Annotated in this window: 23 protein-coding genes; 17 read left to right on the top strand and 6 right to left on the bottom strand. The window is 61.7% G+C overall.

The window, feature by feature from the left end; translation table 11 throughout:
* Positions 1–267: 267 nt before the first annotated feature.
* The 11 genes from GC425_RS05220 to GC425_RS05170 all read left to right on the top strand — a co-directional run bounded on the left by GC425_RS05220 (position 268) and on the right by GC425_RS05170 (position 10,481).
* Positions 268–1,056 (top strand): succinate dehydrogenase cytochrome b subunit, encoded by a 789-nt coding sequence (locus GC425_RS05220; protein WP_151842325.1) that lies wholly within the window; start codon positions 268–270, stop codon positions 1,054–1,056.
* Positions 1,057–1,087: 31 nt separating this feature from the next.
* Entirely contained in the window at positions 1,088–3,121 is a 2,034-nt protein-coding gene (locus GC425_RS05215) for a fumarate reductase/succinate dehydrogenase flavoprotein subunit (RefSeq protein WP_151842324.1), read from the top strand.
* Complete coding sequence (locus GC425_RS05210; RefSeq protein ID WP_151842323.1) at positions 3,121–3,870, top strand: succinate dehydrogenase/fumarate reductase iron-sulfur subunit; 750 nt, start codon at positions 3,121–3,123, stop codon at positions 3,868–3,870. Before GC425_RS05215 ends, GC425_RS05210 begins: the two co-directional genes overlap by 1 nt.
* A 20-nt stretch (positions 3,871–3,890) precedes the next feature.
* A complete protein-coding gene (locus tag GC425_RS05205) occupies positions 3,891–4,211 on the top strand; it encodes a hypothetical protein (protein WP_151843608.1) in 321 nt (106 codons plus the stop codon).
* 226 nt (positions 4,212–4,437) lie between these two features.
* The gene (locus tag GC425_RS05200; protein ID WP_151842321.1) at positions 4,438–4,743 is read left to right on the top strand and encodes an urease subunit gamma; all 306 of its coding nucleotides are present in this window, start codon (positions 4,438–4,440) and stop codon (positions 4,741–4,743) included.
* A gap of 10 nt (positions 4,744–4,753) precedes the next feature.
* A complete protein-coding gene (locus GC425_RS05195) occupies positions 4,754–5,569 on the top strand; it encodes a hypothetical protein (protein WP_151843609.1) in 816 nt (271 codons plus the stop codon).
* Positions 5,570–5,628: 59 nt separating this feature from the next.
* A complete protein-coding gene (locus tag GC425_RS05190) occupies positions 5,629–6,000 on the top strand; it encodes an urease subunit beta (RefSeq protein ID WP_231699646.1) in 372 nt (123 codons plus the stop codon).
* Positions 6,001–6,004: 4 nt separating this feature from the next.
* Positions 6,005–7,720 (top strand): urease subunit alpha, encoded by a 1,716-nt coding sequence (ureC, locus tag GC425_RS05185; RefSeq protein ID WP_151843611.1) that lies wholly within the window; start codon positions 6,005–6,007, stop codon positions 7,718–7,720.
* A gap of 13 nt (positions 7,721–7,733) precedes the next feature.
* Positions 7,734–8,528, top strand: a complete 795-nt coding sequence (locus GC425_RS05180) for an urease accessory protein UreF (RefSeq protein ID WP_231699647.1) — start codon at positions 7,734–7,736, stop codon at positions 8,526–8,528.
* Between the two features lie 81 nt (positions 8,529–8,609).
* Entirely contained in the window at positions 8,610–9,266 is a 657-nt protein-coding gene (gene ureG / locus GC425_RS05175) for an urease accessory protein UreG (RefSeq protein ID WP_231699648.1), read from the top strand.
* 126 nt (positions 9,267–9,392) lie between these two features.
* Complete coding sequence (locus GC425_RS05170) at positions 9,393–10,481, top strand: Fic family protein (RefSeq protein WP_231699649.1); 1,089 nt, start codon at positions 9,393–9,395, stop codon at positions 10,479–10,481.
* Positions 10,482–10,587: 106 nt separating this feature from the next.
* On the opposite strand, the gene GC425_RS05165 is transcribed toward GC425_RS05170, so the two are convergent.
* Positions 10,588–11,127 (bottom strand): TIGR00730 family Rossman fold protein, encoded by a 540-nt coding sequence (locus GC425_RS05165; RefSeq protein WP_151843612.1) that lies wholly within the window; start codon positions 11,125–11,127, stop codon positions 10,588–10,590.
* 97 nt (positions 11,128–11,224) lie between these two features.
* On the opposite strand from GC425_RS05165, the gene GC425_RS05160 reads away from it, so the two are divergent.
* Positions 11,225–12,244 carry an urease accessory protein UreD gene (locus GC425_RS05160; RefSeq protein WP_151843613.1) on the top strand — a complete coding sequence of 340 codons (1,020 nt, stop codon included), beginning with the start codon at positions 11,225–11,227 and terminating at the stop codon, positions 12,242–12,244.
* Between the two features lie 72 nt (positions 12,245–12,316).
* Here the strand turns inward: GC425_RS05160 and GC425_RS05155 are convergent, their stop codons facing one another.
* Genes GC425_RS05155 through GC425_RS05145 form a run of 3 tightly spaced genes read right to left on the bottom strand, consistent with a single transcriptional unit; the run spans position 12,317 to position 15,314 of the window.
* Positions 12,317–13,168 carry an ABC transporter ATP-binding protein gene (locus tag GC425_RS05155; protein ID WP_231699650.1) on the bottom strand — a complete coding sequence of 284 codons (852 nt, stop codon included), beginning with the start codon at positions 13,166–13,168 and terminating at the stop codon, positions 12,317–12,319.
* A complete protein-coding gene (locus GC425_RS05150; protein WP_151843614.1) occupies positions 13,144–14,223 on the bottom strand; it encodes an ABC transporter substrate-binding protein in 1,080 nt (359 codons plus the stop codon). The genes GC425_RS05155 and GC425_RS05150 overlap by 25 nt, the downstream gene beginning before the upstream one ends.
* 11 nt (positions 14,224–14,234) lie before the next feature.
* A complete protein-coding gene (locus GC425_RS05145; protein ID WP_231699651.1) occupies positions 14,235–15,314 on the bottom strand; it encodes an iron ABC transporter permease in 1,080 nt (359 codons plus the stop codon).
* A 212-nt stretch (positions 15,315–15,526) separates the two neighbouring features.
* On the opposite strand from GC425_RS05145, the gene GC425_RS05140 reads away from it, so the two are divergent.
* From GC425_RS05140 to GC425_RS05120, 5 genes are all read left to right on the top strand, one after another.
* On the top strand, positions 15,527–16,852 hold the full coding sequence (locus GC425_RS05140; RefSeq protein ID WP_151843616.1) for a DUF445 domain-containing protein: 1,326 nt from the start codon (positions 15,527–15,529) through the stop codon (positions 16,850–16,852).
* Positions 16,853–16,857: 5 nt separating this feature from the next.
* Positions 16,858–17,172, top strand: coding sequence for a DUF2516 family protein (locus tag GC425_RS05135; protein ID WP_151842311.1), 315 nt, complete (start codon positions 16,858–16,860; stop codon positions 17,170–17,172).
* A gap of 50 nt (positions 17,173–17,222) precedes the next feature.
* Positions 17,223–17,960: a deoxyribose-phosphate aldolase gene (gene deoC, locus GC425_RS05130; protein ID WP_231699718.1), complete on the top strand. Its 738-nt coding sequence runs from the start codon at positions 17,223–17,225 to the stop codon at positions 17,958–17,960.
* Between the two features lie 20 nt (positions 17,961–17,980).
* The gene (ybaK, locus tag GC425_RS05125; protein WP_151843617.1) at positions 17,981–18,502 is read left to right on the top strand and encodes a Cys-tRNA(Pro) deacylase; all 522 of its coding nucleotides are present in this window, start codon (positions 17,981–17,983) and stop codon (positions 18,500–18,502) included.
* A gap of 230 nt (positions 18,503–18,732) precedes the next feature.
* A complete protein-coding gene (locus GC425_RS05120) occupies positions 18,733–20,508 on the top strand; it encodes an NAD(P)-binding domain-containing protein (RefSeq protein ID WP_231699719.1) in 1,776 nt (591 codons plus the stop codon).
* Here GC425_RS05120 and GC425_RS05115 read toward each other — a convergent pair.
* Entirely contained in the window at positions 20,505–21,569 is a 1,065-nt protein-coding gene (locus tag GC425_RS05115) for an LmeA family phospholipid-binding protein (protein ID WP_151843619.1), read from the bottom strand. The two genes, GC425_RS05120 and GC425_RS05115, sit on opposite strands and share 4 nt — an antisense overlap.
* Before the next feature lie 5 nt (positions 21,570–21,574).
* A complete protein-coding gene (locus GC425_RS05110; RefSeq protein ID WP_151843620.1) occupies positions 21,575–22,447 on the bottom strand; it encodes a class I SAM-dependent methyltransferase in 873 nt (290 codons plus the stop codon).
* Between the last annotated feature and the right edge of the window lie 2 nt (positions 22,448–22,449).

Genomic DNA, 22,449 nt, shown 5'->3' with positions numbered 1-22,449 from the left:
CGTGGTTCGGGTGGTAGGCCGGGGGAGGGAAAGCTGGGCGTCGAATCTAAAAAAGACATATTTCTATAACTATATTGATATGACGGAGCCCGTTTTCGGCATTTTCGCAACGTGAGTTTTTCGTAAATCAGTACATTTGTACTGTTGGAAAACAGCAGGTCAAGTGCTATGACCCCCATAACGGGGTGTGAAGGCAGTGACGTGAGCTACCAAAAGTGGTTCAAGCAGGGGTCCAGGCCTTACAGTGTCTATGACACTGGAGGTGCCATGACTGTTAAATCTGACGACCGTGAAGCAATCGTTCACGGCAAAATTACGACGAAGCCACTAAGGGAAAAGCCTGGCTTCCCATCTTGGGCAATGAAGCTGACGATGGCCGTAACGGGCATCATCTTCGGCCTCTTTGTCCTGGTTCACATGGTAGGAAACCTAAAGGTTTACATGGGAGCCGAATCCTTCAACACCTACGCTGACTTCCTGCGCGAATTCGGCTACCCGCTGATCCCACACGAGGTCTTCCTCTGGGTATTCCGCGTAGTCCTGATCGTCAGCCTGGTGCTCCACATTTGGTGTGCCTTCGCACTGCGCGGCCGCGGCTCCAAGTCCCGCGGACGCTTCAAGCGCAAGGGACTGTCCCAGGGCTACACCTCGTTCGCAGCACGCAACATGCTGGTCACCGGCGTAGTCCTGCTGCTGTTCATCATCTTCCACCTGCTGGACCTCACCATCGGCGCGAAGCCCTTCGCCTCCGATGAGTTCCAAGGCCCAGTGGACGGATCCCACGCAGCATTCCAGAACCTCATCGCCTCCTTCGAGCGCCCAGGCGTAGCAATCTTCTACATCCTGGCCATGCTGGTTCTGTTCCTGCACCTGTCCCACGGAATCTGGGTTGCAACCTCCGACCTCGGCATCACGGGCCACCGCACCCGCCAGGTAGCACTGTGGATTGCATACCTGTTGCCAGCCATCGTCATGATCGGCAACATCTCCATTCCGCTGGCAGTAATGCTGGGTCTTGTGGACAACGTCCCATTCGTTCCTTCGGCTGGGCACTAGTCGCGAGTCTGATTTAGGAGAAGAGAAATCAATGAGCGAAGTTACTAACCACCCGCACAATCAGACCGCGGACTTTGACTACGACAAGGCTGTAGCGGCCTTCGCCGCTCCACAGTCCTCCGTGCCTGGCGTGAGCGTGGGCACCGTCCTCAAGGACAACGCACCACACGCCGTATCCCAGGACAAGCAGTGGCAGTACGCCAAGGAGCACTTCGGCATGGTCTCCCCGTTGAACCGTGCCAAGTTCCGCATCCTCATCGTCGGCACCGGCCTCGCCGGCGGCGCAGCAGCCGCCGCGCTCGGCGAGCTGGGATACGACGTCAAGGTGTTCACCTACCACGACTCCCCACGCCGTGCGCACTCCATCGCCGCACAGGGTGGTGTGAACTCCTCCCGCGGTAAGAAGCTGGATAACGACTCCACCTACCTGCACGCCAAGGACACCGTGAAGGGCGGCGACTACCGCTGCCGCGAAAACGACTGCTGGCGCCTGGCCATGGAGTCCCCCAAGGTCATCGACCACATGAACGCCATCGGTGCCCCATTCTCCCGCGAGTACGGCGGCACCCTGGCCACCCGATCCTTCGGTGGTGTGCAGGTCTCCCGCACCTACTACACCCGTGGACAAACCGGTCAGCAGCTGCAGCTGGCCACCACCTCCGCCCTCTACCGCCAGATCGGCGCAGGCCACGTGGAAATCTTCACCCACAACGACCTCGTGGACCTCATCGTGGAGGACGGCGTATGCCAGGGTGTTGTGATGCGTAACCTCATCACCGGTGAGCTGACCGCACACACCGGCCACGCCACCGTGCTGGCTACCGGCGGATACGGCAACGTGTACCACATGTCCACGCTGGCCAAGAACTCCAACGCATCCGCCATCATGCGTGCATACGAGCTGGGCGCCTACATGGCCTCCCCATCCTTCGTGCAGTTCCACCCAACCGGCCTGCCCGTGAACTCCACCTGGCAGTCCAAGACCATCCTGATGTCCGAGTCCCTGCGTAACGACGGCCGCATCTGGACCCCGAAGAAGAAGGGTGACGACCGCGATCCGAAGGACATCCCCGAGGACGAGCGCGACTACTTCCTGGAGCGCCGCTACCCAGCCTTCGGTAACCTGGTGCCCCGCGACATCGCGTCCCGTGCCAACGCACAGCAGATCAACGCTGGCTACGGCGTAGGCCCGATGAAGAACTCGGTGTACCTGGACCTGGGTGACGCCATCAACCGTCTGGGCAAGGACACGATCCGCGAGCGTTACTCCAACCTCATCCAGATGTACGAAGAGGCCATCGGTGAATCCGCATACGAAACCCCGATGCGTATTGCACCAACCTGCCACTACACCATGGGTGGCCTGTGGACCGACTTCAACGAGATGACCTCCATTCAGGGACTGTTCTGCTCCGGAGAATCCTCCTGGATGTACCACGGTGCAAACCGCCTGGGTGCAAACTCCCTGCTGTCCTCCTCCGTGGAAGGCTGGTTCACCCTTCCGTTCACGATCCCGAACTACCTGGCACCACGCCTGGGCACCCCAATCCCAGACGTCGATGGCCCGGCAGCAAAGGCCGCCATCGAGCGCGCCGAAGCTCGCATCAACAAGATCATGAACATCAAGGGCGACAACCCACACTCCGCCGAGTACTACCACCGCCAGCTGGGCGAGATCCTGTACTTCTCCTGTGGTGTGTCCCGCAACGTCAAGGACATGAAGTCCGGCATCGAGAAGATCCGCGAACTGCGTAAGGACTTCTGGGCCAACGTTCACATCCCTGGCGATGCCGACGACATGAACCAGCAGCTGGAGTACGCAACCCGCGTGGCTGACTACCTGGACCTCGGCGAGCTGATGTGCGTGGACGCACTGGACCGCGACGAGTCCTGTGGTGCACACTACCGCGATGACCACCTGTCCGAAGACGGTGAGGCCGAGCGTGACGATGACAACTGGTGCTTCGTCTCCGCATGGGAGCCGGATGGCGAGAACAAGTTCATCCGCCACTCCGAGCCACTGTTCTTTGACCGAATCCCGCTGATGACAAGGAATTACAAGTAATGAAACTACATCTTGAAATCTGGCGTCAGGCGGGCCCGAATGCCGAAGGCCACTTCGAGTCTGTCGATGTCGACGACGCAGCAGAGCAGATGTCCATCCTGGAGCTGCTTGACCACGTAAATTACAAGTACGTCGAGGCTGGCAAGGAGCCATTCACCTTCGCCTCCGACTGCCGTGAAGGTATCTGTGGAACCTGTGGCCTCATGGTCAACGACCGTCCACACGGCCCGGACAAGAACAAGCCGGCCTGCCAGCAGCGCCTGCTGTCCTTCAACGATGGCGACACCATCAAGCTGGAGCCACTGCGCTCCGCGGCCTACCCAGTGGTCAAGGACATGCTGGTGGACCGTTCCGCACTGGATCGTGTGATGGAAAAGGGTGGCTTCGTGTCCGTCATGGCTGGAACTGCCCCCGACGCCGACTCGTTGCTGGTCAACCACGCCGACGCCGAACGCGCCCTGGACCACGCTGCCTGCATCGGCTGTGGTGCCTGCGTTGCCGCATGTCCGAACGGTGCTGCGCACCTGTTCACCGGTGCAAAGCTGGTTCACCTCACCCTGTCCCCACTGGGACGTGAGGAGCGAGGACGCCGCGCACGGAAGATGATTGACGAAGTCGAGACCAACTTTGGTCCATGTTCCCTGTATGGTGAATGTGCAGACGTTTGCCCGGCGGGCATCCCACTGACTGCCGTCTCGGCCGTTACCAAGGAGCGCGCACGTGCGGCGTTCCGCGGCAAGGACGACTAACATCCTGAAAGGAAAGAGCTATGTCTCTAGCTCCAGAACTCCACGTTGAGAAGCAGTACCTGGACGGCTACGTGCCATCTTCCTTCGATGCTCCTCACTCCTCCCTGCAGCGTTCCATCACCTGGGTGGGCATGGGTGCCATCCTGGCTTCCCTGGCCGGCTTCGGACTGATGGTCTTCGGCCTGGCTACTTGGCAGTCCGGTGTTCAGGTATTGGGCCCGGAGTACGCTCTGGCTGGCGCCATCCTGGGCTTCGGCCTGCTGTTCGGTGGCATGTTCATGATCCACTTGGGTCGTAAGAACTACCGCGAGTACAAGGCGCGTACCGGCCGTATTCACTAGGCCGACTTCGCACATAACAGTGCTTCAGCGCAGAAGCTGGCTACTTCTGCGCACACCTCCAACACACAAGGCTGCACCCTGACAGCCTGCCCGCTGTGCGTTGATCGCGCCCGGTGGCAGGCAGGGTGCGGCCTTGTTGTGTGTGCAATGGCGTGCCACCGGCAATGCCTCGTAGCCGATCCGGTGTGAAACATCGCTGTAATATTTGCTCGCTACACTCGACTACATGAACCTCACACCCCGCGAGCTGGAAAAGCTCTATATCTTCACCGCCGCTGAGGTCAGCCGCCGTCGGCAGCAGAGGGGGCTGAAGCTGAACCAGCCGGAAGCTACGGCCTTGATCAGCGACGCGGTCATCGAAGCCGCCCGCGACGGTTTGAGCGTGGCCGAAGCGATGGAGGTGGGAAGCCAGGTGCTGGGGCCCGACGATGTGCTGCCGGGCGTGCGGGAGCGCCTGAGCCTGATCCAGGTGGAGGCCACCTTCCCGGATGGCACGAAGCTGGTGAGTGTCCACGACCCGATCGGGGAGTAGTGATCGCGCCATGACCCACACTTACACTCACACCGACGTGCCCGTGGTTCTCTACGCCACCGCCGAGGCCACGGACACTCACTACTTGCACGAGGTCACCGGCCTGCCCGTTGTCCGTTCCGCCCGCGAGCTGTCCGCCATAGTCCACGACCGCGTCTGCGTGGTCCCGATGTGTACCGGCCGCGACCTGACCTCCATCACCCACGCTGCACAGGCGCTGCGATGGCTCACCGAACGCACCTCCCTCCGCGCCGCCCTCGCCACGCCGGTGTGCACGAGTACCTACGCCATCGCGCGCATGCGCCACCACCTGCGCCGCCTTGCCCCTACCCACGACGCCGTCGTGTTCCTCGCCGCCGCCGTTGATCCTTTTGCCGACGCCGAACTGTGTCGTCGTGTGAGGCTCGCCCAACAATTCTCGGAATCCACCGAGGTGGCCCTTGCCTTCGATGACCCCGGTCAGCGCGGGGCGGACTGTTGGCCTACGCTGCCGGAGGTGACCTCGCGCCTGCACAAGATCATGGATGGGCAGCCGACGGTGGCTGTGGTGCGTGCTGACTTTCATGCACCACGCGCGGAGAGCTGTGAGGCGCACGCCCTCATGCCCGGGAGTGCGTTGAAGACTGCGGTGTTGGCGTCGGTGAAAAAGGCGCTGCATGCGCAGGAACATGGCGACGACGGCATTGCGGCGGGGTTGCTGGCGGATCACGATCAGGGGTTCGCGCATTCGCATGGGGACGAGGATCATGCGCACGGGCACGCGCATTCCCACGCGCATGCTCACGCACACGGTCATGCGCATTCACACAGTCATTCGCACCACTAAGGAATTGTTTGATGTCTTCCGGTTTTAACGCATATATCACGCAGCCAGGTGAGATAGTCATGAATGAGGGCCGCGCGACGGTGACTGTATCCGTGGCGAATACGGGCGACCGCGCGATTCAGGTGGGGTCGCACTATCACTTTTTTGAGGCGAATGCGGCGCTGGAGTTTGATCGGGAGGCTGCCTATGGGCGCCATCTGGCGATTCCCTCCGGTTTGGCTATTCGTTTTGAGCCGGGCGATACGCGCGAGGTTGAGCTGGTGGATTTCGGCGGGGCGCGTGTTTTGTATGGATTTTCCAACCTAGTCGATGGGACATTGGACGACGAGGAGATTCGAGAGCAGGCGATGCGGCGGTTGGAGGATTTTTTGAAGAATTCCAATTCGGAAGACAATGTCGCACAGCAACGAATCACCCCACACGAAGAGTAAGCAGATGAACAATAGATTGAGCCGCAGCAGATACGCAGAGATTTACGGCCCTACGACAGGCGATCGCGTCACACTAGCGGATACGAACCTGACCATCCGGATTGAGCAGGATTATGCCGCGTGCTCCTATGGCGATGAAACGGTGTACGGCGGCGGAAAAGCCGTCCGCGACGGAATGGGGCAAGACCCCACCGCCGTAGATGCGCTGGATACCGTGATTGTGGGGGCCATTATTATCGACACCGCGCTCGGTGTGGTGAAGGGGGACGTGGGCATCAAGAACGGCCGCATTGTGGGCGTGGGAAAAGCCGGCAACCCGCATAGTCAGGATGGGGTAGATCCGGACCTGGTGATTGGCCCGGGAACGGAAGTGATTGTGGGGACTCACCGTATTCTCACGGCCGGTGGGGTGGATTCTCATATTCATTACATCACGCCGCAGCAGGCGCAGGAGGGGCTTTCGAATGGAATTACCACGTTTTTCGGCGGCGGAACTGGGCCTGCTGAAGGCACGTTAGGAACCACGTGCACGCCGGGTGCGGATGGCATTCAGTTTATGCTCCGCGCCGCCGAAGGCCTGCCGGTCAACACGGGGTTCTTGGGGAAGGGCAGCGCGGCGCTGCCGGACGCCCTACGTGCGCAGATGCGTGCCGGTGCGGCCGGACTGAAGGTGCATGAGGACTGGGGAGCCACCCCGGCGAGTATCCGCAATGCCCTGGATATTTGTGATGAATTCGACGCCCAGCTCGCCATTCACACGGATACCCTCAATGAATCGGGTTTTTTCCAATCGACTGCTGGCGCCCTCGGTGGGCGGACCGTGCACACTTTTCACTCTGAAGGTGCCGGGGGCGGTCACGCACCGGATATTTTGCGGGTGACGGGGTTGAGGAATGTCCTGCCGGCATCTACGAACCCCACGTTGCCGTACACGGTCAATTCCGTTGATGAGTTGTTGGACATGGTGATGGTGTGTCATCACTTGTCGCATGACATTCCCGAGGATGTGGCTTTTGCCGATTCTCGCGTGCGTGCGGAAACCATTGCGGCGGAAACCGTGCTGCATGATATGGGCCTCATCAGCATTTTCAGTTCCGATTCTCAGGCGATGGGGCGCGTGGGGGAATCCTGGGTGCGAGCGTTTCAGACGGCGCATCATTGCCGGGAGCAGCTCGGTGAACTTGAGGGGGATAACGGCGATGACAACAATCGCGTGTTGCGTTATCTGGCGAAAATCACGATTAATCCGGCGATTGCGCAGGGCATTTCGAAGCACGTGGGTTCCCTTGAGCCGGGAAAGCTTGCGGATCTGGTGCTGTGGCCTATTGATTCTTTTGCGGCGAAGCCGCACGTGGTGTTGCGCAAGGGAAGGATTTGTTGGGCGGCGATGGGAGATCCGAATGCGTCCTTGGCGACGCCACAGCCGGTGTTTTATCGGGATCAATTCGGCAATTGTGGTTCGGCTCTGCAAGATACGCGCGTGACCTTTATGTCCGCGGCGGCCATCGAAGAGGGCGTGCCGGAGCGGCTGGGTCTGAAGTCCGAGGTGCTGCCCGTGGAGAATTGCCGCACCATCGGGAAGAAGGACATGGTGCTCAATGATCGCCTGGCTGATATTCAGGTGGATCCCGATACCTATGAGGTGCGCGTGGACGGGGAAATTGCAACCATTGCCCCGGCGGAATCTCTGCCGTTGGCGCAGCTTTTCTATCTCTTTTAGCAGGGACTGTGCGATGAGTATTGATTCGGTCATGCATTCGGTGGTGTACGGGGATTCCGCCTACCCGTCCGGCCGTTACACGCTGTCCAATGGATTGGAGGGCCTGGTGCAGACTGGCCGGGTGGCCGGCGCGGAGCAGGCCGGGCAGGCGCTGCTGGATCATCTGCGTCATGCCTCTGCCCCTGCCGATGGCGTGGCGACGGCGGTTGCGGTGGAGTTGTCCTGTCAATTCGACGCCCAGCGCGCGCCCGAACAGCACACTCCCAACCGGCGCGCGTCCGGCGACAGCGTGGTTGCGCTGCTGTGTGCCGCCGATGAGGAGCTAAGCGCCACCAAGGTCACCGACGCCGTCCGGCGCGCATCCACCCGCGTGGGCCGCCAGACGCTGAGCGTATATGCCCAGGTGCACAGCCGTTTGTCCGAGCAGCAGAATACTCAGGGGCTCTTGGAGCTCTACATGGATCACGTCACCTCGCGGCGCACCGCGGGCAATCAAGCCGTGGCACTGGGGCTCATTCACCAGCGGCATGGACTGGATGCGGCCCACGCGGTGGCCGTGGAGATGATGGGTGTGGCGATGGGATGGGCGTCGGCGGCATTGCGTTTGCGGCAGTGCGATCACATCGGTGCGCAAGTGATGGTGGAGCGGGCGCGGCCGCTCATGAAGGAGCTGGCCGAGGAGTGTGTGGAGAAGGCGTTATGGATGGTGGAGTGCCAGGACATGCGACATATTGGGAGCAGTTCGCCGGCGCTGGACCTGGCGAGTGCCGCTCATCAGTATGCGCCAGCGCGATTATTCATGAATTGAGTTGAAGGCGCAGCAGAAAAGTGACTGTGGAGACACAGCAGAACAGTGACTGTGGAGACGCAGTAGAAATGAAGAAAAGGAATGGAGAGAAAAATGGTAGACGGTACGCACGCTAATCCGGTGACCGGACAGGGCAGCCCTTTAAGGATCGGAATTGGCGGCCCCGTGGGGAGCGGAAAAACCGCGCTCATTGAGGCGCTGGTTCCGCGATTTCAGGCGTCGGGACGAACGGTTGGCGTCGTCACAAATGATATATATACGCAAGAGGACGCCATGCATATCCGCCGCGAGCTCGACGGGATTATCCCAGGTGAGCGGGTGATTGGCGTGGAAACCGGAAGCTGCCCGCACACGGCTGTGCGTGATGATCCGACCATGAACCTCATGGCGGCGGCGGACATGCTGGACGAGCATCCAGAGATTGACACCCTCTTTTTTGAATCCGGTGGGGATAACCTCACGCTGACGTTTTCGCCGGCGTTGGTGGACGTCTTTGTATTCGTGCTGGATACTGCGGAAGGGGAGAAAATGCCCCGCAAGCGCGGTCCGGGAATCACTGAGTCGGACATTCTGGTGATTAACAAAATCGATATTGCGCAGTATGTGCGCTGCGACCTGGATCGGATGGCTGCGGACGCGCACGATGTGCGCAGCAATAAGACTGTGGTGCTGACGAATTGTCTGGACGGCGACGGGATCGGCGAACTGGTCGAGGCGTTGGAGGCCTACCGCGCGTAGAACTAGTACGTCTACGGCATGTACAACGTGTGTACGACATGTACACCGCATCGACACATCCCGGAAACGTGTCGATTTTCGGTCCAAAAATCGACACGTCCGGTCTGATCTGGGTAAGGTGTGTACATGTCCGGCGCCCCTGCACCCTTCGACCCGCGCGTTCCCTACAACGCGCTTCCACCCCTGCCACCAGCAGGGGAGATCGAGACCAGAGCGGTGTTGAAGGCCGTGATCCGCGCGCAGGAAGCCCTGGCGGAGCTCAACACCGCGTGCCGATTAATCCCCAACCCCTCTATCTTGACTGCGACGATCCCTCTCCGGGAGGCGCAGGCGTCGTCGGAAATTGAAAATGTTTTCACCACCAACGACGAGCTCTTCAAAGCCGCCTGGAAAGTCGACAATCAGCCAACACCGGCAACGAAGGAAGCGCTCCGGTACAACGATGCGCTGTACACGGCGACTCAGGACTTAGAAGAACTTCCCGTATCCGAAAAACTGGCGGTACGCGTCTGTACTGTCCTTCAGGGCTCGCACGCCCAGGTTCGATCTACGCCAGGCACGTTCATTGGAAGCAGTAGCTCGGAGGGGCCGGTATATACCCCGCCCGAGGGGAAGCAGGTTATTGAACAGCATTTATCGGCTTGGGAGCGCTACCTCTATTCGAAGCATAACCTCCATCCTGTTGTGCTGATGGCGCTGGCACATTATCAATTTGAAGCGATTCACCCGTTTTACGACGGGAATGGAAGAACCGGAAGAATCTTAAATATTGCCTTGCTGATGCAGCAGGGAGCCTTAAGGCTGCCCGTGTTGTATCTTTCTGGCGAGATCGTGGCCCAGAAAAGTGAATACTATCGTCTGCTGAATGCCGTCACACGCGATGGAGCGTGGGAAGAATGGATCCTCTTCATGGTGGGGTGCGTTGAGAACGCCGCTCGGCATGCTCTGCAGCTGATCGACGCCATTACGTCAGTACAACACAGTATGGAAGACGAGGTGCGCGGCGCCGGCATCGCGCCAGCAAAAGAACTGGCGGAGCTGCTGGTCTCGAATCCTTACCTACGAATTTCTGATGTGGTGGAGGCCGGATTGGCTCAACGGCAGACTGCCGCGAAGTGGTTAAAGCAATTGGCCGATAAAGGTGCCGTGGATAGTGTTCAGTTGGGGCGGGAAAAGATTTTTATTAATCCGCGTATTCTCCAGGCGTTATCGTAAGGCCGCATCGCGAGTGTTAGTCCGTGGGGTCTCACGGCGGAGTCCGGCTGTATCGCACGGCAGCGGAGAAGCATCCGAGCCGAAGAGTTCGCATAAGCCGAAAGGTCTAAGCAGAAGGATCAATGAATCGCGTGACCTGCTCCAGATCATCGGAAAAGAGGATGCTCTCCCGATCAATGCGGGACAGGAACCCTTCCTCAACCATATGGTCGAACTGAGCCTGCAGGTGAGCGTAATAGTCATTGACATTGAACAGCACGCACGGCTTATCGTTTTGACCAATGCGAGCCCAGCTAATCACATCCGTGATCTCCTCCAACGTGCCCGGCCCGCCCGGTAACGCCAGGAAGGCGTCCCCGCGCTCGAACAGCATGAGCTTGCGAGTACTCATATCGTCCACCGTGATGAGCTCCGTCACGCCCGAGTGGGCAGGCTCGCGAGCTGTGAGAAACTCCGGAATGATTCCGATAACCTCCGCGCCACCCGCGAGCGCCGCATCAGCGACCGTGCCCATCAGCCCAGTGTTGCCGCCACCGAACACTAACGTGTGGCCGTGGTCTGCAATCCAGGTGCCGACCTGGATTGCAGCTTCCTTATAGATGGGGTTCGTTCCCAGGGCAGCGCCGCAGTAGACGGTGATATTCATACGGACATTGTCGCACGCGGTCCTGCTCGGTCGATCAGGGTGCCACCGCTGCCGTGCTGGGCAGGACATTGTCGCACAGCGCCGTAGACTGGTTCGCATGGCAGTCACCGTCCCGGAACTTCAGCGAACCAACGCTCGCGCGCTCACACCACCGGTTCCCTACGAGTTCCGTGCCTACGACAACCCCGCCGCCGGCGACGGCGTCCAAGCCGTCGGGCGCCCGGGGAAACTCGGCGTCATTGACCTGGAACTCGTTCGAGGAACCACCGGAAAAACGGGAATGGCCCGCCGCTACGTGAAAGCGCCGATGAGTCTCTCGCGCCCCCTCCACGTGGACCCTCAGGACCCCCACACCGCCGTGGTGTACCTGCGCAGCACCGGCGGCGGGATCGCCCAAAACGACCGCATCCGCCAGCGCTTCGTACTACAGCCCAACGCCACAGCACTGATCACCACGCAGGCCGCCACCTCCGTCCACCGGATGAACAGCGGCTTCGGAAGCCAATGGACCAGCGCCGTCGTCGCCGACGCCGCCATGCTGGAATACCTGCCCGGCCACACCACACTGTTCGGCGGCTCCTGCTTCCTCCAACTGACGGAGTTCGACCTGCACCCACGCGCGGCGCTCATTGCGGGGGAGGTGGTCATGATGGGGCGTGTGGCGTCGGGGGAAATACATAAATTCGACGCCTGTTCGATCACCCTGCGAGTCACCCGCGAGCGCAGGGTTCTGCTGAACGATCGGATGACGGCGCTGCAGGAACACAACAACGCGAATACGCAGCTGTTTGGCGCGTGGCCGGTGTGGGCGTCCCTGGTGGTGGTGCCGCCGGAGCGCTCGAACGCGGATGGTGAGGGGCTTCGTAGCGTGGACGTGGCTGCGCTGGTGGATGAGTTGCATGAGCTGGGGCAGCGGCTGGCTGGCAATGCGGTGGTCGGCGGCACGCACACCCCACCCCTGGCCGTGGGTGTGAGCGCTTTGGTGGACAACGCCGGCGCCCTCGTCCGCATCGCCGGCACGACCATGGAGCACGTCCGCCGCGCGATGGACGCACTGCATAGTGCCGCGCGGCAGCGGCTGTGTGGAAAACCGAGCTTTGACCTGCGCACAATGTAGCTCGACCGGCGCAGCCAGTGCGGCCAACGCACCCAGCGCGGGCAGCCAACGTATCCAGCGCGTTCAGCCCAGCTACGGCGCCGCCTCGCCACCTTCCCCAAACAGCAGCTGAGGAAGCCCACCCACATCAACGCGCGTGATCGGAATCCCATATATCGGCTCCAGCACCTCCGGCGTGAGCACCTCCCGCGGCGCCCCCGCAGCCACGATGCGCCCGGCGTCCATCACATACACGTAGTCGCAGTATCGGGCGGCGAGGTTCAGGTCGTGCAGCACGATCAGGCTGGCCACGCGCCGCGTTGACGATAGCTCCCGCACCAGCCGCAGCACATCATGCTGAAAGCGAATGTCCAGGTGGTTGGTGGGTTCGTCCATGATGAGGTGCGGCGTGCGCTGCGCCACGGCGCGGGCGATGCGCGCGCGTTGCCGCTCGCCGCCGGACAGCCGCGCCAGGTCGTGCGTGGCCTTGTCGCGCAGCCCGACCGCCGTCAGGGCTTCGACAATGATTTTTTCTTCCCGACGCCGCCTTTCTCCCCGAAAGCCACCCGCCGATAAGGGCGCGCTGTTGTGCGGGATTCTGCCCAAGGTTGCCAGGTCGGCGACGGTCATGGGGATGCTGGTGCTGTCCTCTTGGATCACAATCGCGAGCTGTTGGGCGATGGTGCGCCGGGACAGGCGTGCGAGCGGTTCGCCGTCGATGGTCACACTACCTTCGGCGCAGGGCAGTTCCCCGAGGAGGCCTTTGAGCAGCGTTGTTTTGCCGCAGCCGTTGGGGCCGACCAAGCCGGTGACCGAGGGGTGACCCGCGTTCGGTTCGTGGTGCTCTGGTGGAAAGTGCAGGTTGACGTTGTCGACGATGCGCTGCGCCCCACGGTCAATGGACACTCCGGTGGCTGCGATCATTCGGCCGTTGCCTTGCGCCATTCGGGTGCTGCCTTGTCTGCGAACTCGTGGATTTTTTCCACTCCGTCCACTGCCAGGGGCGTGGACGGCTCCGCGTAATTCAGGAGCAGCGGCAGAATCCGTCCCTTCTGTACCGCCGGCAGGGTCTTCGCGCCGGGAAGATCCTTGGTGGCCTGGACAACGGCGGCGGGGTCGCCGGCGGTGTACAGGGAAATGATGAGGTCGGGCTGCCGGGCGGCGATGTCCTCGGCGCTGACCTCAAAGACGCGTTTGTTTACATCGGAGTAGACGTTGGTCAGGCCCGCAGCCTCCACCACGGGGTGCGACATGGAGCGCGTGCCGTAGGCGTAGGTCACTCCGCCGCCGATGGTGGGGTACAGCACCGCCACGGTCAGAGGGTGCGCTGAGCCCTCGTCGCCCGCGCGGCCCGGACTGGCGTCTGCGCGGCTCTGACCGGCGTCCGTGGCCCCCGGTATCGCGAGCTCCGCCAGACGCTCCTTCAACTCCGCAACGTACTCAGCCGCGCGCTCCTCTCGATGGAACACCTTCCCGTACGTCGCGACCTGATCCCACACATCCTCAAAGCTCGCAGGCCCCTCCAACGCTCCGCAAAACGCCGGCTCATTAATCAACGGAATCCCCTGGGCCTGCATCGACTCAAACGTCACAGTATCGGACGCCCCCAACACCACATCAGGATCCACCGCAGCCACCTGCTCCGTAGAAATCTGAATATGACCCGTGGCATCCACACGGTCCGTCAACGACGGAACCTCCGTAAGAGCCGAACGAATCGACTCGTCAAAATACTCCTCCGGATAACTACCAGCCCGCGCAGCCACGCGATCCAGAACCCCCAAATGCGACAACGTCGTGATGGACTCCGCACCCATCGTCAACACCCGCTGCGGCTCCCTCTCAAACACAACGTCGTGCCCACAATTGGGCACGACGTTCTCACCCTCATGCGCTGCGTGTGACGAGCACGCACTCAGAGCCAGCACACTGCACGCCGCCACCGACGCACAGACAACACGGGCACCCCGCGGGACGCGAGACAAACGAACAGTAAACATGGGAGGGAACCTTAGGGGGAGGAGAGTTGGCGTCGAATAAGAATAAAAAGACCAGGAGTGCCGATCAATGCAGTAATGATACCGATGGGAATCTCCTGCGGAGCCAGCAGCAGGCGCGCCAGCACGTCAGACCAGACCAGCAACAACGCACCCAGCAGCGCCGCGATCGGCAGCATCCGGCGGTGGGCGCTACCCACAAGGCGGCGGGCCACATGCGGCACTACCAGACCCACGAAACCAATCGCGCCACTCATCGCGACCAACGAACCAATCAACACGCATAGTACCGCCAGTAGTACCGCGCGGAAACGAGCCGGACGAATACCCAACGACAACGCCGTAGAATCCCCTACCACCACAGCATCCACATGCGGCCCCACACACCACAACACAGCACAACACAACGCCGTCACCACGGCACACGCCAACAACGCCGAATCCCATCGCGCCAGATTCAACGAACCAAGCAACCAAAACATCACAGAACGCGAAGACTCGGGAGAATCGGAGGCGAAGACCATGAAACTCGTCAAAGCGCTCAACGCATACCCCACGGCCACGCCGGCCAACAGGATGCGCACCGCGTTCAACGAACCCGCCGTCCGCGCCAGAGCAAAGACCAGAACAGACGCCACCGCCGCGCCCACAAAAGCCCCGGCTTGAAGACCCAGCGCGGGGATCGCGGCGCTGGCTGTACCGGCAGCGCCTGCAGCGCCCACAGCTCCCAGGGCGGAGCCGCCCAGAAGCACCGCCGCAGCCCCGGCGGAGGCGCCCGAATGAATGCCGACAATATAAGGATCCGCCAGGATATTGCGCACAAGAGCCTGCATCACGGCGCCCGCGACGGCGAGCCCCGCGCCCACGCATACCGCGAGCGTGATGCGCGGCGCGCGGATAGTGCGAATGATGGTGTGGAGCTGCTCAGGAGATAAGGAAGCGTGTGAGCCAAGAGTGCTGGTTCCAAGGTGCAGCGCTGCGGCGCAGCTGGCCGCAAGCGCGCAGAGGAGAAGGACAGCCCAGTTGATGGTGCGGGCATTCGCGTGGCGGTGACCCAAGGGGTCAGTGGTGCGCGTGGCCTTCAGGAGGATCACAGTTTGAATTTACGCGCGTTGGTGGCAATTCTCTAGTTGCTTATTGCCTGCAACCCATCTCTTATAGGAGAGGTGTCTTAGAACGTCGTTTCGACAAATCGCATAAATGATGCCAGTTTTCTGACCTGGGCTTATTCTTTTCTCAGGAAAATCGAGTCGACGTTCTAAGACACCCCGCTGAGTAGACGGCAGCATTGTGGATAATAGGATGGGTGACTCATCGAAACACCGCAGCCCCCACACCCAACGGCAACGCGTTGCCCGTCCCAGGCCCAGCCCCGGAAACTGAAGTGGCGCGCCGGGCGGATCTGCGCAAGCACAAGACCATAGCTACAAGCTTGCTGATTTTCGCCACTGTCATCTACGTCTCCATGTGTTGGTTGGAATACCAAGGCAACCCCGGGGCATGGGTGGGCTACGTCCGGGCGGCGTCGGAGGCTGGAATGGTCGGCGCTTTGGCTGACTGGTTCGCGGTCACCGCACTGTTCAGACACCCGCTTAGGATCCCCATCCCCCACACCGCGATCATTAAGCGCAAAAAGGACCAGGTGGGTCACGCGCTGTCTGAGTTCGTGGGGGAGAACTTCCTCAACGCCGCGCTGATCAGCGACAAGCTTCACAAGGCCCACATCCCGTCGCGTGCCAGCAACTGGGTGCTTAACCAGCGGGGTGACCTGCGCATCTCTCAAGAGGCCGGCAAGCTGATCGATGTCGTGATCAACGGCATCGATCCCACAGAAGCTGAGCAGGTGCTGCGCGCCCTCGTCATCGACAAAGCCAGCGAACCCCAGTGGGCTCCGCCCCTGGGCCGGGGCCTTCAGCAATTGATCGATGAAGGCCGCACGGAACCCGCGGTGGAGGCTGTGGTGGTGTGGATGGATGACAAAGCTCGGGCGTCGGAGGATTTTGTCACCACGTTGATCGATGAACGGACCCCATCCTGGGCGCCCCGCTTCGTCCGCGAGTTGGTGGGGGACAAGGTGTATCGCGAGCTGGTGCAGTTCACCGCGGATGTGCGCCACAATCCGAATCATGAGGCGCGTCAGCAGATCCGCTCGTTCTTCGCGCAGTTGGCGCAGGATCTGCAGCACGATCCGGCCATGATTGCCAAGGTGGAGGGCTTCAAGGAGGACATCATGACGTCCGGGCCGGTGCAGGCGCTGCCCGGAAAGTTGTGGGAGTCTGTGCGCTCGAATGTCACGGCGATGGCGCGCGATGAGGAGTCCTTGCTGCGCCGCAAAATTGCGCAGTGGTCGCACGAGTTCGCGCAGCGCATCCAGGATGAGCCGCAGCTACGCGACGCGCTGGAGGATCGGATTGTTCGCGCTGCCAGCTACCTCGCGGACAACTATGCCGGCGAGGTGACCGGCATCATTGGCGAGACCGTCGAGCGTTGGGATGCTCAGGAGGCTAGCGACAAGATCGAGCTGATGGTGGGCAAGGATCTGCAGTTCATTCGCGTGAACGGAACGATTGTGGGCGCGTTGGCCGGTTTGGTGATCTATTCCCTGACTGAGCTGGTTTTCGCGGTAGCATAGCGGTCATGAGTGTTGTGCTGACCGGTCTGTGGTACGTGCTGTTTGGGCTGAACGCGGCCGCTGGGCTGCTGGTTTTGGCGTTTGCTGTGGTGGGCGGTGTGCAGATCGCCATCACGCGCGATGACGCTTTTATGGTGATTGATCGCCAGAAGCAGAATTGGTTGATGTTGATGGGTGGCGCGCTGGTGTTGGTTGTGCTGTCCTTCCTGCCGGGGCTGCAGATGTTGTGGATCATCGCGGCGGTGATTGTGGGCGTGTACTGGCAGGATGTGCGCCCGTCGTTGCGTGACGTGCTGGATAACGCCAGCGGGAGCTGGTGATCGTGGCCGTGAATGCTGAGACGCTGAGCCCTGCGGCGTTGGCCGCGATCATGGATGCGACCGTGCTGAAGCCGGAGGCGACACGGGCTGACGTGGACCGATTAATATCCGACGCCCTTCGCTTGTCGTGCGGCGCCATCTGCGTGAGCCCCTCGATGCTGCCGGTGGCTGTGCCCGAAGAGTCAGGTCTGGTGGTGGCGACGGTGGCCGGGTTTCCGTCGGGGAAGCATGCCAGTTTGATTAAGGCCACGGAGGCGCGTTTTGCGGTGCAGAATGGTGCCGATGAAGTGGATGTGGTGATTGATATTGCGGCGGCGATTGCGGAGGATCGCAATGCGCTGATCAGCGAATTGATGACGGTGCGGGAGGCGGTTCCACAGCCGGCTGTGCTGAAGGTGATTGTGGAGTCCGCGGCGTTGACAGAGCAGCAGCTGCGCACGGCAGTGCAAGCGTGTATTGCTGTGGGCGTTGATTATGTGAAGACGTCCACTGGTTTCCATCCGGCTGGGGGTGCCAGTGTGCGGGCGGTGGAGATTATGGCGGAGGAGTTGCGCTGTGCTGGGAAGTTGGCTCCGTGTGGTCTGCCGGATGTGATGCGGCAGCAGCAGGGGCTGATGGGTATTAAGGCCAGCGGTGGCATCCGCGATTGGGATTCTGCGGTGGCGATGGTGGCGGCGGGGGCGACGCGTCTGGGGGTGTCGGCGCCGGAGGCTATTCTGTCGTCGCGGCCAGAGGATGGCGCCGCGGACGGCCCAGCGAACGGCCCAGCGAACGGCCCAGCGGAGTAGAGAGCCAGGGTGTAGCGCGCGTGGGTAAGAAGCATGACAAGAAGTCCAAGACACCGCATGCTGCCACTCCGGCTCTGCTGATTTTGGAGGAGGCCGGCGTGCCTCATACCGTGTCTACTTTTGATTCTGGGACGGATCATTTTGGGGAGCACGCGGCCCATGAGCTGGGTGTGGATCCAGACAGGCTCTTTAAAACATTGGTTGTGGATCTCACGGCGGGGAAGGGGTCGAAGCGTGTGCTGGGCGTGTGTGTGCTGCCAGTGTCTCACCAGCTGAGTCTGAAGAAGGCTGCGGCAGCGCACGGGGTGCCCAAGGTGACGATGGCGGATCCTGCAGATGCGCAGAAGTCGTCCGGATATGTGCCTGGTGGGATTTCGCCATTGGGGCAGAAGAATGTACTTCCCACGGTGATTGATGAGACGGCTGTGCTTTTCGAGACGATCTTCTTCTCGGGTGGTCGGCGCGGCCTGGATGTGGAGATGAATGCGGAGGATCTGGCTCCGTTGGTGAACGCTCGGTTTGCCGATGTGTGCGCAGACTAAATGTGCAGAGTAAGCGCACAGAATAAGGCGCAGAGCATGACGCGCGCGTGGGGACCGCGGGTGTGGTGAAGATATAACTATGTGGCGCAGATCTCACTCAAGAATCTAGTGTGATGGTCAGCACTTTCCAATTGGTGGAAAGAAAAGCACACTGACGCACGTGCGCAGCACGGGGCAAGGAGATCACCATGAACTGCGATCAATTGAAGGACACCGCACACCGTTGGGCCATGGCGCTGGAGGAGCTGACACAGAAGTCAACAATCTCCGACGACGATGTCCGCGCACTCTTCTGCGAAGACAGCTACTGGCGAGACCTCCTCGCCTTCACCTGGAACTTGCACACCGCGGAGGGCATCCCGGCGATCACCCAGATGCTGCAGGCAACCGGAGAGGCGAGCGCTCTGAGCAACATCCAGATCACAGAGGTCGCCGACGAAGGCAGTGACATGATCGGCACCCAGGTCACACGCGTCCACTTCACCTGCGATTCCGCGGATTTCCACTGCAAGGGCATCGCCCGCCTCGCCGACGGCAAGGCCTGGACCGTCATGACGTCCGCCCGTGAGCTGAAAGACTTCCCGGAGCCGTCCCGCCATCGCCGCCCGATGGGCGCAGAGCACGGCCTGCAGAAAGATCCGAAGAACTGGGCCGATAAGCGCGCGGAGCGCCGCCGCACCCTGGGCTACTCGGAGCAGCCCTACGTCCTGATCATCGGCGGCGGCCAGGGTGGCATCGCCCTGGCCGCGCGGTTGAAACGCCAGGGCGTGCCCGCGCTGATCGTTGATAAGGCCGAACGCCCCGGTGACCAGTGGCGCAGCCGCTACCACTCCCTATGCCTGCACGATCCGGTCTGGTACGACCACATGCCCTACCTGCCGTTCCCGGACGACTGGCCGGTGTTCACCCCGAAGGACAAGATGGGTGACTGGCTTGAGCACTACGTGGGGATCATGGACTTGGACTACTGGACCAACGCGGAGTGCAAGGGCGCAACCTTCGACGAAGTCTCAGGTACATGGACGGTCGTCGTGAACCGAGACGGCGAAAACGTCACGCTGGAACCCACGCAGCTGGTGCTGGCCACGGGCATGTCCGGCGTGCCGAACCGCCCGTACATGGAGGGGCAGGAAAACTTCAGGGGTGAGATCCGCCATTCCTCCGAACACCCCGGCGGTGGCGGGGATGCCGGCAAGAATGTGATCGTGCTGGGTGCCAACAATTCCGCCCACGACATCTGCGCGGACCTGTATGACCATGGCGCGAAGCCGGTCATGATCCAGCGTTCCTCCACCCACATCGTCCAATCTGATTCCCTGATGCGGGAGGTCTTCGGGCCGCTGTACTCCGAGGACGCGGTGGACGCCGGGCTCGACGTGGATAGCGCTGACTTACTGTTTGCGTCGTGGCCGTACAAAATTTTGCCCGACGCCCACCGGCCCATCTTCGACAGAATCCAGGAAGCGGACAAGGATTTCTATGACCAGCTGAGGAAGGCTGGCTTTCTCCTGGACTTCGGCGATGACGGGTCAGGGTTGTTCTTGAAGTATGTGCGCCGCGGTTCGGGATACTACATCAACGTGGGCGCTTCGGAGCTGGTGGCGAACGGATCCATTCCCGTGAAGTCCGGTGTGACGATCAAAGAGGTGAAGGAGCACTCCGTGGTCTTAACGGATGGCACGGAGCTGTCGGCGGATGTGATTGTGCAGGCCACGGGCTATGGTTCGATGAATGGGTGGGCGGAGATGCTGATCTCCAAGGCGGTTGCCGATCAGGTGGGTCGCTGCTGGGGCCTCGGGTCTGACACGGCGAAGGATCCCGGTCCGTGGGAAGGGGAGCTGCGCAATATGTGGAAGCCCACCCAGGTGGAGAACCTGTGGTTCCATGGCGGCAATCTGCACCAGTCACGTCACTACTCGCGGTACCTGGCGCTGCAGTTGAAGGCGCGGTACGAAGGTCTGGACACCCCGGTCTACGAGCTCGCCGAGGTGCACCACACGGGCTAGCGGCGCTCGCTGGAGCCCACGGCGCCTGGCTCAGGGATCGTGACGGAGTCCTGCTCCTGTGCAGCATCGGGACGGGCTGCGCCGTGATCTGCAGCGCCCAGTTCGCCGTCCGCGCCAGCACCGTGCCCCTCGCCGGCACGGCCAGTGCTAGCGCTACCGTCACCACCACGCACCGTACCGTCGGCAGCGCCCCTGGCCTCGTTCAAGGACCGGGCCAACTCCGCCATGCTGACGTCGTTGCCCTGCATGACAACCTTGAGCCCCTCGTCGGTCACGCGGGCGTCGGACATGCGGAGATGATCGCCAAGGTTTCCGGCCTCCTCGGCCTGTTGCGCGATCTGCTCACCGATGGCGTCCACGATGGCGCTGGGCAGGCTGAAGCCCAGGAACTTCACGTCTGTGGTGTCCATCGTGATGCGGCCGTCCTCCACGCGGGGGCGCAGCACCAGGTCGGCCAGCCCGCCGCCGAGCTGGAACGTGAGCGTCTGGTTCGCCTCATCGGTGGTGATGTCCGTGACCCGCAGCGCCTGCTGCACCAGTCCCTCCAGGCCCCCGTCCTGCTGCTGCTCCTGCTTGGACTCGGCCATGGTTTGCTGCGCCTGCGCCAGCATCGCCTCCGCCGGCAGTACGGTCTCTACCTCCAGGCTGCCCAGGATCATGTCCTCCTGAGAGGACCCATTCAGCGCAATGTCCGTGGCGTGAATCGTGGTCGCAGGATCACCGGCAACCACCGGACGGGACTTATCGTTGTTTTCGTAGCTGACCTGCAGCGACGACGGGATCTCCATATCCAGCTGCGGGATCCTCCCGCCCAGCAGGCCCAGCACCACAGACCGGCTGCCCATCGTCACACTGGGATCCGCCTGCATCTGCACGCGGGACGCCGCGGCCTGCTCCTTGAGCGTGTCCTCAATGTTGTCCTTGATGTACCAGCGCAGCCCGAACTCCGCGAACAACCCCAGAATAAGGATGACGGCCACCAGGCCGCCCAGAATCTTCCACACAAGGCCGGTCTTCTTCCGGGAGCCCGCCGATCGTCCTGTCATGTTTGCTGTACTCACGTGATCTAGTGTTCCCCATAGCTGTCCCTGTCTGCAACCATGTTCCACGGGAGCGTGATTGTGTTGTCTTGAATCCGACGCCGGGCTTGCAGTGTCCGCAGCCCACCCTCATCCCCGCTCTCACTCAGGAAGGTGTCCAGGGCCTGCCTCCAGCGGGTGCGCGGGCCGAAGACGGCGAGGGGCGCGGCGCGTTCCCAGGCGTCGTCCATGGCGGTGAGGATGTCGTGGATTCGGTGACCGGGCGTGTTGTTGTGGATCAGCGCTTTGGGCAGGCGTTCGGCGATGTCGCTGGGCGTGTGGACGTCGAACGGGTCCCAGGCCATGGTGAGGGTGAGGGGTCCGTCCTGGTCGAGGAGTACCCAGCAGCTGCGGCGGCCGATTTCATCGCAGGTGCCTTCGATGATCAGGCCGCCGGGGCGCAGGCGGGAGCGCATGGTGTCCCAGGCGGCGTAGACCTGGTCGACGTCGTATTGGCGCAGGACGTTGAACGCGCGGATCAGGTCGGCGCGCATGCCGGCCAGCTCGAAACCGCCGAGGGCGAAGGTCACCCCGTCGCGAGGCGGGAGGACTCGCGACGGCTCGATTTCCAGGCCCGTGACCTGCACGGGATGGTGCTGGCTGGGGTGGACGGTGCGGAGGAAGCGCGCCCACTCGCAGGTGGTGGTGTGGGAAGCGCCGTAGCCCACATCCACCGCGACGGGGCTGCGCTGCTCATGGATGATGGCGCGCTGGAACTGCCGGCGCAGCAGCGGGTGGGAGGCAATCCAGCGGTCGGATTTCCGCAGGCGATTAAAGCCGGTGGTGCCGCGGGTAGGTATGCCGATGGGCCCGTCCGATGTCCACGAACGGGCCCTAAGATTATGCGCGTGATCGGCCATGA

The sequence above is a fragment of the Corynebacterium sp. zg254 genome, from assembly GCF_024701495.1.
Taxonomy (GTDB): Bacteria; Actinomycetota; Actinomycetes; order Mycobacteriales; family Mycobacteriaceae; genus Corynebacterium; species Corynebacterium zhongnanshanii.
Note: the sequence above shows the minus strand (reverse complement) of the source record. Positions and strands in the feature narration are given on the sequence as shown.

Bases quoted from the DNA above. Each gene is read 5' to 3' on its own strand.
- GC425_RS05110 (WP_151843620.1), bottom strand. From the start codon at position 22,447: ATGGCCGATCACGCGCATAATCTTAGGGCCCGTTCGTGGACATCGGAC.
- GC425_RS05150 (WP_151843614.1), bottom strand. From the start codon at position 14,223: ATGTTTACTGTTCGTTTGTCTCGCGTCCCGCGGGGTGCCCGTGTTGTC.
- GC425_RS05200 (WP_151842321.1), top strand. From the start codon at position 4,438: ATGAACCTCACACCCCGCGAGCTGGAAAAGCTCTATATCTTCACCGCC.
- GC425_RS05210 (WP_151842323.1), top strand. From the start codon at position 3,121: ATGAAACTACATCTTGAAATCTGGCGTCAGGCGGGCCCGAATGCCGAA.
- GC425_RS05205 (WP_151843608.1), top strand. From the start codon at position 3,891: ATGTCTCTAGCTCCAGAACTCCACGTTGAGAAGCAGTACCTGGACGGC.
- GC425_RS05160 (WP_151843613.1), top strand. From the start codon at position 11,225: ATGGCAGTCACCGTCCCGGAACTTCAGCGAACCAACGCTCGCGCGCTC.
- ureG (WP_231699648.1), top strand. From the start codon at position 8,610: ATGGAGAGAAAAATGGTAGACGGTACGCACGCTAATCCGGTGACCGGA.
- GC425_RS05135 (WP_151842311.1), top strand. From the start codon at position 16,858: ATGAGTGTTGTGCTGACCGGTCTGTGGTACGTGCTGTTTGGGCTGAAC.
- deoC (WP_231699718.1), top strand. From the start codon at position 17,223: ATGGATGCGACCGTGCTGAAGCCGGAGGCGACACGGGCTGACGTGGAC.
- GC425_RS05120 (WP_231699719.1), top strand. From the start codon at position 18,733: ATGGCGCTGGAGGAGCTGACACAGAAGTCAACAATCTCCGACGACGAT.
- GC425_RS05165 (WP_151843612.1), bottom strand. From the start codon at position 11,127: ATGAATATCACCGTCTACTGCGGCGCTGCCCTGGGAACGAACCCCATC.
- GC425_RS05155 (WP_231699650.1), bottom strand. From the start codon at position 13,168: ATGGCGCAAGGCAACGGCCGAATGATCGCAGCCACCGGAGTGTCCATT.
- GC425_RS05190 (WP_231699646.1), top strand. From the start codon at position 5,629: ATGAATGAGGGCCGCGCGACGGTGACTGTATCCGTGGCGAATACGGGC.
- GC425_RS05170 (WP_231699649.1), top strand. From the start codon at position 9,393: ATGTCCGGCGCCCCTGCACCCTTCGACCCGCGCGTTCCCTACAACGCG.
- GC425_RS05215 (WP_151842324.1), top strand. From the start codon at position 1,088: ATGAGCGAAGTTACTAACCACCCGCACAATCAGACCGCGGACTTTGAC.
- GC425_RS05220 (WP_151842325.1), top strand. From the start codon at position 268: ATGACTGTTAAATCTGACGACCGTGAAGCAATCGTTCACGGCAAAATT.
- GC425_RS05195 (WP_151843609.1), top strand. From the start codon at position 4,754: ATGACCCACACTTACACTCACACCGACGTGCCCGTGGTTCTCTACGCC.
- ureC (WP_151843611.1), top strand. From the start codon at position 6,005: ATGAACAATAGATTGAGCCGCAGCAGATACGCAGAGATTTACGGCCCT.
- GC425_RS05180 (WP_231699647.1), top strand. From the start codon at position 7,734: ATGAGTATTGATTCGGTCATGCATTCGGTGGTGTACGGGGATTCCGCC.